The sequence below is a fragment of the Methanospirillum sp. genome, assembly GCF_028679455.1.
Lineage (GTDB): Archaea > Halobacteriota > Methanomicrobia > Methanomicrobiales > Methanospirillaceae > Methanospirillum.
The window spans coordinates 1-15,179 of sequence record NZ_JAJRBM010000311.1 but is presented as its reverse complement, the minus strand read 5'-3'; the positions used below and the strand labels follow the sequence as shown (position 1 = coordinate 15,179).

The 15,179-nt window shown below is 44.1% G+C and carries 11 protein-coding genes; 6 read left to right on the top strand and 5 right to left on the bottom strand.

Annotated elements, in window-relative coordinates:
- The first annotated feature begins 54 nt into the window (after positions 1-54).
- Together LUQ50_RS10720 and LUQ50_RS10715 are read left to right on the top strand one after the other, a co-directional pair.
- Positions 55-972 carry an ABC transporter ATP-binding protein gene (locus tag LUQ50_RS10720; RefSeq protein WP_300039828.1) on the top strand — a complete coding sequence of 306 codons (918 nt, stop codon included), beginning with the start codon at positions 55-57 and terminating at the stop codon, positions 970-972.
- 1 nt (position 973) lies between these two features.
- The gene (locus LUQ50_RS10715; RefSeq protein WP_300039827.1) at positions 974-1,720 is read left to right on the top strand and encodes an ABC transporter permease; all 747 of its coding nucleotides are present in this window, start codon (positions 974-976) and stop codon (positions 1,718-1,720) included.
- A 136-nt stretch (positions 1,721-1,856) separates the two neighbouring features.
- Here the strand turns inward: LUQ50_RS10715 and LUQ50_RS10710 are convergent, their stop codons facing one another.
- Complete coding sequence (locus LUQ50_RS10710) at positions 1,857-2,939, bottom strand: class I SAM-dependent methyltransferase (RefSeq protein WP_300039826.1); 1,083 nt, start codon at positions 2,937-2,939, stop codon at positions 1,857-1,859.
- A gap of 195 nt (positions 2,940-3,134) precedes the next feature.
- Between LUQ50_RS10710 and LUQ50_RS10705 the strand changes: the two genes are divergently transcribed.
- Both LUQ50_RS10705 and LUQ50_RS10700 read left to right on the top strand, forming a co-directional pair.
- Complete coding sequence (locus LUQ50_RS10705; protein ID WP_300039825.1) at positions 3,135-3,854, top strand: DUF2115 domain-containing protein; 720 nt, start codon at positions 3,135-3,137, stop codon at positions 3,852-3,854.
- A gap of 183 nt (positions 3,855-4,037) precedes the next feature.
- Positions 4,038-4,841 (top strand): EFR1 family ferrodoxin, encoded by an 804-nt coding sequence (locus tag LUQ50_RS10700; RefSeq protein WP_300039824.1) that lies wholly within the window; start codon positions 4,038-4,040, stop codon positions 4,839-4,841.
- A 7-nt stretch (positions 4,842-4,848) separates the two neighbouring features.
- Here the strand turns inward: LUQ50_RS10700 and LUQ50_RS10695 are convergent, their stop codons facing one another.
- Together LUQ50_RS10695 and LUQ50_RS10690 are read right to left on the bottom strand one after the other, a co-directional pair.
- On the bottom strand, positions 4,849-7,539 hold the full coding sequence (locus LUQ50_RS10695) for a PAS domain S-box protein (RefSeq protein ID WP_300039823.1): 2,691 nt from the start codon (positions 7,537-7,539) through the stop codon (positions 4,849-4,851).
- 246 nt (positions 7,540-7,785) lie between these two features.
- Positions 7,786-8,289, bottom strand: a complete 504-nt coding sequence (locus LUQ50_RS10690; protein WP_300039822.1) for a hypothetical protein — start codon at positions 8,287-8,289, stop codon at positions 7,786-7,788.
- Positions 8,290-8,752: 463 nt separating this feature from the next.
- Between LUQ50_RS10690 and LUQ50_RS10685 the strand changes: the two genes are divergently transcribed.
- Entirely contained in the window at positions 8,753-11,407 is a 2,655-nt protein-coding gene (locus tag LUQ50_RS10685; RefSeq protein ID WP_300039821.1) for a response regulator, read from the top strand.
- 60 nt (positions 11,408-11,467) lie between these two features.
- Here the strand turns inward: LUQ50_RS10685 and LUQ50_RS10680 are convergent, their stop codons facing one another.
- Both LUQ50_RS10680 and LUQ50_RS10675 read right to left on the bottom strand, forming a co-directional pair.
- On the bottom strand, positions 11,468-12,118 hold the full coding sequence (locus LUQ50_RS10680) for a hypothetical protein (protein WP_300039820.1): 651 nt from the start codon (positions 12,116-12,118) through the stop codon (positions 11,468-11,470).
- Positions 12,119-12,335: 217 nt separating this feature from the next.
- Positions 12,336-14,081, bottom strand: coding sequence for a bifunctional metallophosphatase/5'-nucleotidase (locus tag LUQ50_RS10675; RefSeq protein WP_300039819.1), 1,746 nt, complete (start codon positions 14,079-14,081; stop codon positions 12,336-12,338).
- A 260-nt stretch (positions 14,082-14,341) separates the two neighbouring features.
- Here LUQ50_RS10675 and LUQ50_RS10670 point away from each other — a divergent pair, with 260 nt between their 5' ends.
- Positions 14,342-15,109: a DUF169 domain-containing protein gene (locus LUQ50_RS10670; RefSeq protein WP_300039818.1), complete on the top strand. Its 768-nt coding sequence runs from the start codon at positions 14,342-14,344 to the stop codon at positions 15,107-15,109.
- The last annotated feature ends 70 nt before the right edge of the window (positions 15,110-15,179 follow it).

The window sequence follows — 15,179 nt, the reverse complement described above, 5'->3', positions numbered from 1 at the left end:
TACAAAGATACCTTCATACGGTTTTAACCAAAACCCTTACATTAGATTACCGGTATGCTCGCAATCGATGCAAATCACTTACATAAATCATTTGGGCCAGTTACTGCCGTAGATGACGTCAGCATAGCCATACCGCCTGGGAGTATCTTCGGGTTTCTCGGGCCGAATGGAGCCGGTAAGACTACCACCATCAGGATGATCACCGGTGTACTGATCCCGGACCACGGATCCGTGCAGGTTCTGGGAACCGATGTTTTGAGATATCCCCTGGAAGCAAAACTGAAGATGGGAGTCATCCCTGAGAACGGAACGGTTTACAGCGATCTTACTGCTCTGCAAAACATTCTGCTTATAGCGAAATTTTATGGTATGGACAAGAGGTCCCGGGAAGCCAGGGCTGAAGAGATACTGGCCATGCTTGAACTTCGTGAACGCAGGAACGATATGGTAAGAACCTTCTCCAAAGGAATGCGACAACGGATAAGTATTGCATGTGCCATTGTCCATGCACCTCCGGTTCTCATCCTGGATGAACCGACAACCGGTCTTGATGTACACAGCAGACGTCTGGTGATTGAAACGGTCAGATTAATGAACCGGCATGGTAGTACGATCCTTCTCACGACTCATAACATTGAAGAGGCCAATGAACTCTGTTCGGTCATCAGCATCATCAACCGGGGCAGGATCGTGGCAAACGGAAGTCCGGAAAAACTGAAAGCCACGTTTGATACCTCCCGGTATATCGAGATCTCGTTTGAACAGGTGGTTGAGCGAACTATATTTACTCATCCCGATATAAACCGGGTTGAATCATGGGGTGATAAGTGGAGGGTGTATTCCCAGAATCTGGACACATTAGTGAAATATCTTGCCGACCTTGCAAGAGAACAGGATCTGACAATTATATCCATCGCCACTTCAAGCCCCTCACTCGAAGAAGCGTTTGTACAACTGACCGGAGAAGAATAAGATGGATCTGAAAGTTTTTGTCCGGGGCATCCTGGTTATCACTGAAAAGAACATGCGGATCTATTACTTTAAAGGTCCGGTAATGATATTCGGGCTTCTGTTTCCGCTCATTATGTTTCTCACCTTCTTCATCGGGCGAAACCTCGATCTCATCGCATTCTTTCCCGGATTTCTGGGTATGATGCTCTTTTTCACGGCATCATCGGTTGGCCCGCTCATCACTCCCTGGGAGAAACGGGAGAAGACCTATGAGCGGCTCGTCTCGCTGCCGGTAATTCTGGAGAGCATCATTATCGGTGATCTCCTTGCTGGTGCATTATTTGGGGTCGGTATTACCACACTGGTCTTTATAATCTGTGCAGCACTGCTCCATCTTCCGGTACTGCAGCCCGGCCTGCTTGCACTAGCAGTGCTGGTGGGCTCCATTACGTTCGCTGCACTTGGAACATTTCTGGCTTCACCGACTACCAATAATCCGTCCAATATTATGATGCTCTCAAGTCTGGTCAGACTCCCGCTTATGTTTATATCAGGGATATTCATTCCGCTGAACCAGTTAGAGGGGCCGGTTTTTATTCTCACTTCACTCTCTCCTCTGACATATCTTGTTGACCTGTTTCATGCTTCCCTGAATGGAGATGCAGTCTATCCGCCCTGGGTTGATCTGCTGGTGCTTCTCGTCGTAATTCTGGCCCTCATCAAAGGGACAAAATGTATTCAACGGCGGAATCTGGTTAAAGGGGTGTAGTCCTGGTTTTTACCTTCATGGTTCAACGGGATATCTGGTATCACTGAAAAAAAAGGCAGAACCAAGGTTATAGATGATCCTTTCCGAGCCGGTAAGTACCAGCCGGGATGGGTTCCTCCGGTTTATGTAGTTAAGATCACTTATGTGGATGGCTGGGTTCTCTGCCGTAATGCATCGAGAACAGGGCAAGATATTCATCACCATAGCAGGTAGAATCAGAACGAAGGGTAAATTCCGGACCCAGTGTGTTCTTAAAAAGATCGTTCCATTCTGACCTGAGCATATGGTAATCAGTACGGACTCCCCGTGGTTTGGTGAGAATTGATAATAACTCGATCATAATGAACGAGTCCACACAGTCAATCACCAGATCTACCGGAGCATCGTAGGCAAATATCATGTCGATAAATTTTCCGTAGGATTGATAGACGGAAAGAGCAAGTTCAGGAGAATAGAGCTCAGGGGTATCATGATTTGCATCCATCTCAAATAGGAGAAAATGATCAATCCATGGTTTGAGCCTGGTGAGATGGACACGTTTATCCTCGACCGGCATGTGATGGTATGCAAGAGAACTCATCGCAATATCATACTGGTGGGCGATTGAGGATGAACAGTCCTGAATTCGTGCATTTTCAGTCGTTATCCTGACTCCTGGAAATGCTGTCCCTACCTGTTCTTTTGCCAGAGCGATCATGGCTGGAGATGAATCAATGAGCAGAATTTCCGAAAATCCCGGGATTTTTCCGGATTCAGAGAGCGATGATAGGAGAGAAATGGTAAGTCCACCGTCTCCACATCCAATATCCATAAACCTGATAGGATGGGTGAAAACAGGTAATGAGTGGATAAATTGTTGTATCACCTGTTTTCGTGCCTGTACCATAAATGGTACCTGTGAAAAATGAATATAGGGTCTGGGATCTTCAAATGCTACTGTCGGAGGATTCATCTTCCCATGATGACGTTGCAAAAATCCCATCAGGAATGTTGATGAGAACAGACCCTCCTCCTCACAGAGTGTTCCGGCATGAAGCCAGGCCTCTCCTCTCTCCTGCTGTCCCTCTGATGCAAGCATGGTGCCGATATAGTAGTAAAATGCAGATTGCAGATTTGATCTAATTTTATCCGTGTACTCTTCAGGTATTGCCTCATTCTGAAGGATTTCCTTCGCATAGTCAGTCCAGACTGATTTTTCCCGGTCAGAAAGAAAAAGCATGATATGATATTCCTTACTATGAGAGAGCAGTAGCTGATATGTAGATTAGAGATAACGATTCAAGAGTGTTGTGGTATGGCTCTCGATATTATCAGTGAGGTTTCATATTGGATACTTGATAGCATATATAGCATCGTGATAGAAGAGTATCAAGACTAACCTGACCGATGTCAACCCTGGAGTACGTGAGTAATCATGAATCTGAATTCATTGCTAGCAACAACATCCCTGTTCTCATCATCTTTCCGGACTTCATCGGGAGGTTCATCACCGGGTCCGGCTTCTCCATCCAGTATCACAACCCTTTGTCATGAACTGGCTGTAATCAGGATCCGGGGAGAACTGGGACTGGCAATTGCAGATCTGGTGCTTAGATATTCGCCACGGAATCTTGAGCAGATGAGATGGAACTTTTCTGAAAAAATCAAAGGCTATGCACCCGAACTTAAAACCCTTCTCGAAGAGACCATTACTGCACATCTGCATGGTACCTATCAGCAGATCAGGCTGATGAATCAGCAGGGAGTATTTGCAACCTTGCAGGATAGCGTCACCGATGATGCTCCTGCATACTGGGAGATGGTGGTATCGCATTGCACAACCGGTGATGAAGCACGTAATCAGATTCGATTTTTGAAATTTCTGCTCTCCGGGTTCTGTATGTTTGTTCAGAAGGTTCCAGGTCATCCGGTGGGAATGCCGTTTCCCGGAGGCGATAAGGTAGATTACATAGACGGGGTCTATTACTGCCCTGTCAGGACGAAAGCCAATGATGTTGATGCTGCATTATGCCCGTTCTGTCCTGCTGAACAGACACCTGAGATCGGGTATCTGAAACCTCCGATCAATGCAAGTGAACACCGGAAACAGGAGTTCATCAAAAATTGTTATGATTTTCACCATTTCAACGGGTGATTCACGATAGTATTCTTATCCAAAGGTATCCGGTTCTTTACCAGGCACGGATATCAAATGATCCAGCACCAGGGGTAACATCATATCCGGTATAATTAAGACAGATTCCGGATAACTCAACATCATTATACATTTTTTTGATGAAGATCCTGATGGCATCTAAATCCATTACGGGGAAGATTTATGAAAAATACGATATATTTCTTTACCGGCACCGGTAATTCGCTTGCTACTGCAAAGAAGATAGCCGCCTCCCTTGGTGACTGTGATCTGGTACCAATCGCCCCGTATCAGAAAACATCAGGAGATATCGTCCCGTCATCCGACCGTGTCGGCATCGTCTGCCCGGTTTACTTTACAGGCCTGCCTGCTATGGTCGCATCATTTGTCGCACGCCTGGACTTAACCGGAGTTCCGTACGTGTTCTCAGTTCTCACCTATGGAGGAGGGGGAGAAAAATCAGCCCTTTCACAAGTAGATGGTATTCTCAGGAAGCGATCCGGTCGTGGATTATCTGCGGGTTATTCTGTGCTGATGCCTGGGAACTATGTCCTGATGTACGAACCACCGACAGGAGAGAAAAAGGAAATGCTCCTTTCAACAGCAGATGTAAAACTCCAGAGGATTACTGATGATATTCTGCAATGCAAAGAATTACCACTCCCCCGATCGCTCCTTTGGTGGCTGCTGCACATCCTGGTGTATCCCTGGTTTATCACACGGGTCCATACAAAAGACCGGAAATTTTCTGTCAGTGATACATGCACATCCTGTGGAATCTGCGCCTCAGTCTGTCCGGCTGGCAATATCGAACTGGTAGAGAAAAAGCCGGTCTGGAAACATCACTGCGAGCTCTGTTGCGGATGTATCCATCTCTGTCCTGAAAGGGCGATACAGGCAGGAAAAAAGACCACAGGATGGGGACGGTATCGGAACCCGGAAGTTACCATTCAGGACTTACAACTGAAGCGGGGTAATGAGCAATAGTAGTTATTCATTGGTTCTTAACCAATGGCAATTGCACCATAAATGTCGATCCTTTCAAATGACCTTCACTACTTGCTTCTATGGTACCATGATGGAGATTAACAATTTTTTTGACAATGGAGAGACCAAATCCTTTGGAGAGAGGGTCATGTCTGGCTGAATCTCCGACAAATAGTTCGTCCCAGATTTTATCTAATATCGCCTGAGGTATCCCAATTCCAGTATCAACGATTGATATTTTTACGGTTTCATCTTCAACTGATGCTGATACCTTCACCATTCCGTGGGGGGAGTTGTATTTGACTGCATTATTGATCAAGTTACGAAATACCAGGTTTGCATATGGTTTTGACATCGAAACTGATAATCCCACAGGTACGGTATTATCCATGCTCAATTCTTTTTGGTCTGCCAGGAATTTATTGGTATTAATCGCATCTGCAATCAGATCTGATAGATCATAGGTCTCAAATAATTCAAGGGACTGGATCCGGTTCAACTGGGCATTGACCAGGATATCGTCCACCATCTTCTTAAGATAACTAATACTGTTCAGAAAAATGGTAATAAGTTCCTGTGCATCAGGATCTGAAATTCCTTCCAGAAGCAAAGGCCCCATACCAATGATAGGGGTAAGGGGAGTTCGCAGATCATGTGCTAACTGGGTAAGGAATAGGTCTTTTTGTTCAACTAATTGTTCGATCTGATGTTTTTGCTCTATCAGGGCTTTCAGCGAGCTAATTTGTTCGGTTACATCCCTCGCAACACAACGAACTCCTATGCGGGATCCGTTTTCATCGAACAGCAGGGATGAACGAATATTGATGATAATTTCTCTTCCATCTTTGTGAATTAACGGAAAATCGATAGAAATCAGCCCGGGTTCACGAATGCGTACACTCCTAAAAAAATTATCAGCTTCCTCTCTCTTATCCTGGGGTATAAGATCATAAACAGATCTTCCCGTAAGCTCATCGGGTGAATATCCGAGGACATCATATGATCGAGGGCTGGTATACATGATAACCCCATCTAATGTGATATCAGAAATTACGTCAGGGGTAGTCTCAATTATCGTCTCAAACTTTACTTTGCTGGCATGAATCGTGTTTTTTAGACTGTTCAACTCATCGTACTGGTTTATGAGTTTTTTTTCATCCTCTGATATCTTCTGATATGCAGCCAGAAGTTCATCATGAGCTTTTTTGCGTTCAGAATTATCAATAAATGTCTCAAGAAGGCATTCCCGCCCTCTGAAACTGAAAGGGACTACATATTTGATGATCGGAACTAGGCGTCCATCAGCAGTCAGAAGCACACGCTCAGAATTGTCTACGTGCTGGTGAAGATCGGTGATCGGACAGTTTCCATGCTCGGCAGGACAGATATAATTATGGCAGGTATGGTAAAGAATCTCGTTCTTTTGAACACCGATCATTTTTGTTGCTGCCGGATTGATATCAAGAATCTTATGTGTCAGAGCATCAATAATGACAATTCCTTCTCGTACTGATGAAAAGATCTGATTAAGATAATCGCGATTTTCAGTGAGATCGCGTTCAAGTCGTTTATTTTCAGTAATATCTGTGGCGATGTGAATTGCCTTAATCAGGTTTCCATTGTCATCGTATACAGGAGTACAGGAGGTGAGGAATACCTTATCATATGCTTCAGCCTCGACGACTTCGGTCTCCATCTTCCCTGATCTTTTCATCGTCTCAAGGGCACATACTTCGGGGTAAGAATCTTTACCCTTTTTATGAAACATGCTCCAGCATTTCTCCCCTTTTATCTCATCCATGGTTTTCCCGGTCAGGGTAAGAACTGCTTCATTTGCATCGATCACTGAATGAGTTGTATCAAGAATGAACGCAGGATTCCCGATTGCACGGAATATGGTCTCCCAATCTTTTTTGGCTACCTGTAATTCAGCCTCAGCTTTTTTCTGTTCGGTTATATCGGTGTGGGTTCCAACATATCGGATAGGAACGCTGTTTTCATCATATTCTACAACCTTCCCTCTGACAAGCATCCATTTCCATTCCCCGTTTTTCATTCGGAGCCGCTGTTCTACCTGAAAAAATTCAGATTTTCCAGCATAATAGTCCTGTAATATTGCATTGGTTTTTGCAATATCCCCGGGATGAGCAAGGTCTCTCCAGTTCAGTCCTTCAAACTGGTGCATTTCTTCAGAAGCATATCCCAGCATCTCGTATCCGCGGGGACTCAAATACGTCCTTCCTGTTGAAAGGTTAATCTCCCAGTGAGCTTCCTTTGCTCCTTCAAGCGCAAGTCTCATACGCTCTTCGTTCTCTGAAAGTGCCCGGACTGCCTGGTTCCGCTCGACTGACATCTTAATTTTGTGAGCTAGTTCAGCAAACTGTGCTCGTGGATCGCCTCCTTTTTGCAGGTAGAAATCTACACCATTATCTATTGCTTTAATGACAACCTCTTCCCGTCCTCTTCCGGTAAACAGAATAAATGGAATACTTCCTAACGAGGATCTAACATGAATAAGAAATTCAATACCGTCAATTTCAGGCATCTGGTAATCGGATATAATGGCATCAAACCGGTTATGTTGAAGAATATCTAATGCTGATGTAACAGATGGAGCGATCTCTACGACAAACTCCTTTGTTCGTTCCAAAAATATCTTCGCAATATTGAGTAATGCCTCTTCATCATCGACATACAATATTCTCAACGGTAGTGATAACATTAGATAGTGGATATGAGGAAGAGGGCATGGATATAGATTGTGCCTCTCTCAATTTTCTATGCAATGGCCCTGTTTTTCTGCAGGTTCTGTATATGCTCCTGAAGTATTGTGATTATTTATCCTCCCGGTAACTCAATTCACAGGTATGATAGGGAGTAGTCACTGCCCAGAGTATACACATGTTCTGACCTTCTTTCATCCGATCATCGATGTATCGTTTGATCACCAGATTGTATCCAGGGTCATCTGGTTCTGATTTGGTGGGGTTGGACTTTTTTGTACAGGATGATGAGACTCAAGATAATAGACCACCCGGTTACCGTACGGGTCTAACTTGAAAAGCCACCGGTCAAACCTGGTTGCAAAGAGAATGACGGTCTTACCTTCTCCTGCTTTATAACTAAACATCTCTCCGATGGTAGAGATGAGATCGGTATTATCGTCATACAAGGTCCGATCATGCTCGAAGAGGATCAGAGATTCATGGGTATCATCAAGGATGCTAAGAATCTGATACGCGGTAAGAGCCCGGCGAGCCTGTAATTTTTTGTGTTCTTCCTTTATTTTTGGAAGTATCTCCGGATAATTACCACAAATATATAAGATCCGATTCCGGCTCCTGTTGAGTAATGTACTGAGCGCCTCCAGTATGAACTCTGACGGAGCGACGATTATGGAAAAGGTCCCAGGTGTACCTGAAAAGTCAGGGTGTAATGAAGGAGGCATGGTATAGCAGGATCTCAATACCCCATATCTAAAGGTATAGTAAACGGTGCGAAAGTGATCCTCGACACCAGAAGAAAGCGAATTCAATAGAGATTTTAGAGATAGAAGACTAATTTAATCGAATTACACTTTCGGACTTCTGTAATTCAGGATGAAAAAAGTTATCATTTTTTGTCAGGCAGGGATTTCATCATTCCGAATTGCATAGTATGAGGTACCCTTATAGATGATTGCGTGACGATCAACAAACATGATCTCATGAAACGGTACACCCGGGATCGTTGGCATTATTCTTACCTAGTTCTGCAAAAAAAAGTTTGAGTATTATGCAAAACATTTTAAGTTCTTCAAACTTTAATCGATATTATTCCGCCATAACCAGTAACAATGGGAAATTATCAATCTGACAAACCTTGTATCGGTTTTAGGAATGAGATGGAGTTATGGCTTGTCCGGATTTACAATGACTGATACCGTTTCACAATCCAGCCAAAAGCAGATGATCTCTCTCCTCTATGTGGATGATGAGCAGGATCTTCTCTTTGTTGGAAAACGTTTTCTTGAACGCTCCGGAGAATTCAGGGTTGATATTATGTCATCGGTTCAGGAAGCCCTGAACTCCTCTCAAATTCAATCGTATGATGTTATTATTTCTGATTTCCAGATGCCGGGTATGGATGGGATCAGTTTTCTCAAAGTTGTGAGGGAACAGTTTGGAGATATCCCGTTTATCCTCTTTACCGGACGGGGTCGGGAAGAGGTAGTAATTGAGGCTATCAACAACGGAGTTGATTTTTATCTGCAGAAAGGAGGGGAGCCACAGGCTCAGTTTGCTGAGTTATCACAAAAAATCAGACAGGTAGTGAGGAGAAGACAGGCAGAGTTATCGTTGCAGGAGAGCGAACGCAGGTATCGTGATGTAGTAGAAACCCAGACCGAGTTTATCTGCCGGTTTACACCAGACGGAACTCTCTTGTTTACGAATGAGGCGTACTACCGGTATTTTGGAAAACAACGGGAGGATGTCATCGGGCACAAGTTCATTGCATCAATTCCGGAAGAAGACCATCATATTGTCAATCATCACTTTGCTTCATTAACTGTTGACCATCCGGTAGCCGAAATTGAACACCGTATCATCCTTCCTGATGGTACAACCCGATGGCAATGGTGGAATGATCATGCTTTTTTTGATGATACGGGCGCGATTATTGAGTACCAGTCTGTTGGAAGGGATATCACTGATAGTAAACTGGCAACTGAAGCACTTCGTGAGAGTGAAGAAAAGTTCAGGGTACTTGCTGATGCTGCTCCCGTTGCTATCATTGTGTATCAGGATTCCAGGTATGTATATATCAATGACCATACAAGCAGGGCAACCGGGTACAGCAAGGAAGAACTGTATGCCTTGAATTTTTGGGAACTTCTTCATCCGGATTTTCAGGAAAAGGCTAAGGAGAAGTCCCTTGCACGACTTCGGGGCGAACCGATTCCTTGTCGATATGACATCAGATATATCACCAAAACCGGAGAAGTCAGGTGGGCTGACCTTACAGCCGGAGTTATTCAATACGGGGGGAAACCTGCTACCATTGTAATGATGGTGGGTATATCCGAACGAAAAGCTGCTGAAGAAGAACTCCGTTCGGCTTATGAACAACTGTCAGCATCAGAAGAAGAATTACAGATACAGTTTGATGCGTTACAGGAAAATCAGCATCAGATCAGACAGAGTGAACAGGCCTACCGATCTATCATAGAAAACCTCGAAGGTGCTTTTTATCGGTCTGATATTCAGGGCAACCTTATCATGATCAACTCCTCGTTTGTAGAAAAATTCGGGTATTCAAGTGCTGAAGAAGTAATAGGGAAAAATATTCGTGATAATTTTTATGTAGATCCATCGGATCGAGATACATTTCTGGCAAAAATAATGAAATATGGGAAGGTAAAGGAAGAACGCATCGCCTTAAAAACCCATAACGGGAGTCCGGTTATGGTATCGATCTCAAGTCGCATCGTATACGATGATTCTAAAAACCCCCATTATATTGAAGGGATAATTCGTGATATTACCGATACAATACGGGTAGAAGAGGCACTCAGGGAAAGTGAAGAGAAGTTCCGTTCTTTTGTAGAGAATGCAAATGAGATTGTATATTCACTGACTCCCGACGGTATTTTCACCTACATGTCACCAAATGTGACTGAATTGTTAGGATATACACAGAACGAGGTTATCGGAAAATCGGCTACATTATTTGTTCATCCTGATGATTACTCCCATAATCGTGAACTCTTCATCCAGGCCCGTATAACCGGAAAAAAGATGTCTGGAAATGAATACCGGATACCGCATAAAGATGGCACCTGGCAATGGCATTCTCAAAGTATCTCACCGATATGCGATGCCAAGGGGAAGGTTATCGCAATCCAGGGCATCAGTCATGATATCACCGAACGTAAGAGATCAGAAGAGGCAATTAAGAAAGCAAATCATCAGCTTAATCTTCTTTCTGGTATCACCCGTCATGATATTCTCAATAAGATCACGGCCATCCGCGGTTATATAGCAGTAGCAGAAATGGAATATCACGACCCAGGTCTTTCTGAGTACCTGCAACGGATGAGATCAGCAACCGATGAAATCCAGTCCCAGATAGAGTTCACTCGGATCTATCAGGATTTAGGTTCTCACGAACCACAATGGGTGCAACTGGAGACCGTTATGCCTGCTTCTTCCCTTTCACCCGGAATTACCCGGATATCCGAAATACACGGGATTTCGATATTTGCAGATCCGATGCTGGAGATGGTGTTTTTTAATTTGCTTGATAATTCTGTCCGGCATGGCGGACGTGTAACAGAGATCAGAGTCTCTGCACATGAATCTGATGGCAATCTGATTGTGGTATGGGAAGATAACGGAGTAGGTATCTCTGGAAGAGAAAAAGAATCGATATTTGAGGAAGGGTTTGGAAATAATGCCGGACTCGGGATGTTTCTTGTACGGGAAATTCTCTCGCTAACCGGAATATCGATAAAGGAGACCGGGAAAGAGGGTGAAGGTGCACGATTTGAGATCAGGGTGCCGAAGGGAGGATGGCAGGTATCATGATTCGGTTGTTGATTCGATCATTGATTGAAAATAGGTAGTTTTTTGTTGTTGCTGGTTTCATCAGGTTTGACTTATTATCTGACCAACTAACACTGCATCACTATCCTCATTGTCAAATGTTGAAAATGGACTTTTTGGCCATCTGGTGATCATTTTTTCAGAGGGGTCTGGTGTTGCAGTTGGTCTGAGTGTATATGAAGTTACATTCGGGTATAAATCCTGTATCTGCTTCCAGATGGTTTTTGATGCATTCTGGTAAATTTTTGCCTGAAGATTCACCGTCCAATCCGTGTATTCTGGAGAATATGGTTTATCTGCGAGACTCATAGCGTCAGATGATTCATCTCCTGCTTTTGCACTATAATACAGGTAGGCATTGATCTGTTTTGCGGTGGGATAGAGTTCCGGGCTGATATTCATGTTTGCAAGTTTTTGTTGTGTTGTCTGGAGCTCACGCAGGGCAGTTCCATTGGGTATGGTCTGGTTTGAAAGCCCAAGAATCGTTTCATTTGAGATCTCAAGAAATTCTGAATCCTGATAAGGGCCTATAGCAGGTGAAGGTTTGAGAGGGTACATAACTATTGGGAGACTTGCGACACAGGTCGGGAGTATACAGAGTACGATAATCGTCATAAGAACTGTCCGCTGTAATGTCTTTGTTACCCGGGTACGATCCGTACTCACTGATATTTTGGTTATTTGATGTATCATATGACCACTCTTGAGTATCAAAGACATAGATAAATAACTTTTCTTCTTGGCCGTGATGAAGAGATACAACCGTTTTCACTCGTAGCACGTATTGGTGAACGATACTGTAATGACGATCATTTTGAAAAATGAAAAGATGTGCTAACAAGATCACCCGGGGGATAATCTTATACAGATGGTCATGCCTGATCAGGTTTGTCAGACTGAATTTATTGCATCAGGTAATTGCCCGTAGGATTCTTCCATTTTGAGTAATCACGAGCGGTGTCTGAAGCGTTTTGATATACGCAGTCAGAACATCAACATCGAGTGAACCGGTTACTCCTGGCTGTGAGAGTTGCATAACCGTATATCCGTCTCCACCTGCTGCAAGGAACCCAATCGTGGCAACAGAATAGTTCTGATCCGGTTCTAGCGGTGAACCGTTTCTGGTGATTGAGATGATCCGTTCTGATATGGGTTTGGTCTCATCATAGGTGTAATTAAATCCGGAAATTTGCAGCAGATGAGTTGGTGCTATTGTCCGGTTCCATTGCTGTTCAAGAAGCAACCGGATCTGATCCCCGGTCATATGTACGGTTACGATGGAGTTTCCAAATGGAAGCAGTTTATACATTGTCCCAATCGTAATACTTCCCGGCAGGATATCAGATCTGACTGCTTCTTCCTGGAGTACAGCAAAATCTGATTGCATGGAGTCCCGCATGGAATCAGTGATCAGGTCATACAGGTTCGATTCACCATCTGCATTTCGGTCGGTAGTGATGTTCATCTCTGTTGATGAGATTACCTGTTTAATCAGCGGATTGGTAAGAGTGAGCGTATTATTAAGTAAACGTAATGCATCCGGATTTGGGTTAGATCCCGGTGGTACATTGGAGTAGGGAGTAACTATGGTCGCAGTCTTCCAGATGATATCATCGGTTGACGGATCTACTGCAAGACTGACGTTGGCAAATCCCTTACCGTACGAATAGGCCTGGGTTACCAGAACCGGATCACCTCCGGCATTGGGAAGGAAAGCGTTGGTAAATTCATCAGTGTGGGCGGATAATACAATATCCACATCACTGTCAAGACGTGAAACGATACCAACGACATTACCGGTCACCGGTACATCTTGTCTGGTCGGCCCGTCATAAGGTGTCTGGGTTCCTCCTTCGTGGAGCAGGATCACAAAAGCATGGATTCCCTGTTCTTTGAGAATTTCCACCTGCTGATTGATTGAATCAGCCTCATCAAGAAAGGTGAGATTCGTTACGGTACCCTGAGTTACCAGGGACGGAGTTGAGTTCGTTACTGCTCCGATGAAGGCTACTGAGACATTTCCAATTGTCCTGATAGTATATGGGGGAAGCAGAAGTTCACTGGTATTTCGATAGACTATATTAGATGACACAAAAGTTGTAGCACTGCCCGGGTATGGATTTTGAAGGTGGGGTATGGTGGTATTCTGATTCCCCCCGTTGATCTTGCGGAGTAGTTCAGTGATCCCCTTATCAAATTCATGATTTCCCACGGTTGCAACAACCTGGCATGAGGATATCGGGTGATATTGTCCTGTTTTTGAGGCATTACCTGAGAACAGATTATAGAAGAGTAACGTTGGTTCATCAAGAAGAAGCGCTGATTCAGGGGTTGATGCTCCGGTGATATCACCAGGAAGTGCAATAATTGTCCGTTCTTCTCCAGAATTATTCACTACTTCCATAAGGTATGAGGCCATAGATCCAAGACCACCTACCGGAGAATTATTTACCATCTTTCCTGAGGTGATCTGACCATGAAAATCGTTGACAGCCAGGATGGTGATATTTACAGGTGTTTGTACTGGAATATCTAAACTATCCGGAGAGGTTAGATCTGCGATCAGAATCGGGGTGATGCTCCATATACAGAGAGTGATGATGATCACTAGGGGTATCCGTGCCAGAATATGAGGAGATTGTTGATTTTTGTTCATGCCGTGCATCCTGTTTCAATAGAGAATAATCATCATCTCTTTGCCCAGATAAACCCACGGCAGTCATGATAATTGTCAGAACAAAATCCAGACTCATAGCCGATATATATTTGATCTCCATCATCAGCCATTCATCAGATGATGCCGGTAAAACCTCCATGAGGAGAAAAATGAACAGGCAAATCATAGAAAACGAATTTTTTATACAACGGTTTCAGTACTGGCAAAACATCTAAATCCCCCAAACCCCCAGGACTGGTATGGATCTTTCGCTACGGGATGAATTTGTGAGATTATGGGGTCGTTTTTTTCCCGGAGAACCACTTCCCATAACCTTTGAGCTCTCTCCTGACCTTCGGAACACTCCTCAGGCAAAGGCTTCTGAAGACTGGAGGTGTTTCGTCTGTGATCTGGCAAAGATCAGGAACGGGAAAAATCTGGCGTTTGATGCAACATCGATAACCTGTAAAGGAGGACTTCGATACTGTGGGTATGTAGAAGAGAAGCCCCCAGACTTCAGGTACTTCCTTTCGCATGGAATTGAAGGGAAAGTGGAAGGAGAGCGGTACAAAAAAACTCCAGACCTCGTTGATACGTGGCAGGACGAGATCCAGATTATTCCCTCTACCGACAAGTATCTCCTCTTTAAACGATGGGATAATCTTGATGAAACCGATGATCCAGCCGTGGTAATTTTTTTTGCACGACCTGAAGTGATATCAGGACTTTTTTCACTTGCGAACTATAACCGGGCAGATCCATATGGGGTAATCACGCCGATGGGAGCCGGTTGCTCCTCTATCGTTCATTATCCCTGGCATGAGCAACAATCACCAGATCCGCGTGCAGTGCTCGGAATGATGGATCCTTCAGCCAGGATTTGTGTGCCGCTTGATGTTCTGACGTTTGCAGTTCCGATGAAAAAGTTCGTTTCCATGATTCACGATATGGAGGAGAGTTTTCTTATCACAAAAGCCTGGGACCGGGTAATAAAGAAGATCGAACGGGATAACCGGCTATATACTTAGTAATCCGGATATTCACCTGCTCATAGATCGATTCTTTTTTTCGTGCCAGATACCATGATCTGAAAAAATC

Bases quoted from the DNA above. Each gene is read 5' to 3' on its own strand.
- LUQ50_RS10720 (WP_300039828.1), top strand. From the start codon at position 55: ATGCTCGCAATCGATGCAAATCACTTACATAAATCATTTGGGCCAGTT.
- LUQ50_RS10715 (WP_300039827.1), top strand. From the start codon at position 974: ATGGATCTGAAAGTTTTTGTCCGGGGCATCCTGGTTATCACTGAAAAG.
- LUQ50_RS10710 (WP_300039826.1), bottom strand. From the start codon at position 2,939: ATGCTTTTTCTTTCTGACCGGGAAAAATCAGTCTGGACTGACTATGCG.
- LUQ50_RS10705 (WP_300039825.1), top strand. From the start codon at position 3,135: ATGAATCTGAATTCATTGCTAGCAACAACATCCCTGTTCTCATCATCT.
- LUQ50_RS10700 (WP_300039824.1), top strand. From the start codon at position 4,038: ATGAAAAATACGATATATTTCTTTACCGGCACCGGTAATTCGCTTGCT.
- LUQ50_RS10690 (WP_300039822.1), bottom strand. From the start codon at position 8,289: ATGCCTCCTTCATTACACCCTGACTTTTCAGGTACACCTGGGACCTTT.
- LUQ50_RS10685 (WP_300039821.1), top strand. From the start codon at position 8,753: ATGACTGATACCGTTTCACAATCCAGCCAAAAGCAGATGATCTCTCTC.
- LUQ50_RS10680 (WP_300039820.1), bottom strand. From the start codon at position 12,118: ATGATACATCAAATAACCAAAATATCAGTGAGTACGGATCGTACCCGG.
- LUQ50_RS10675 (WP_300039819.1), bottom strand. From the start codon at position 14,081: ATGAACAAAAATCAACAATCTCCTCATATTCTGGCACGGATACCCCTA.
- LUQ50_RS10670 (WP_300039818.1), top strand. From the start codon at position 14,342: ATGGATCTTTCGCTACGGGATGAATTTGTGAGATTATGGGGTCGTTTT.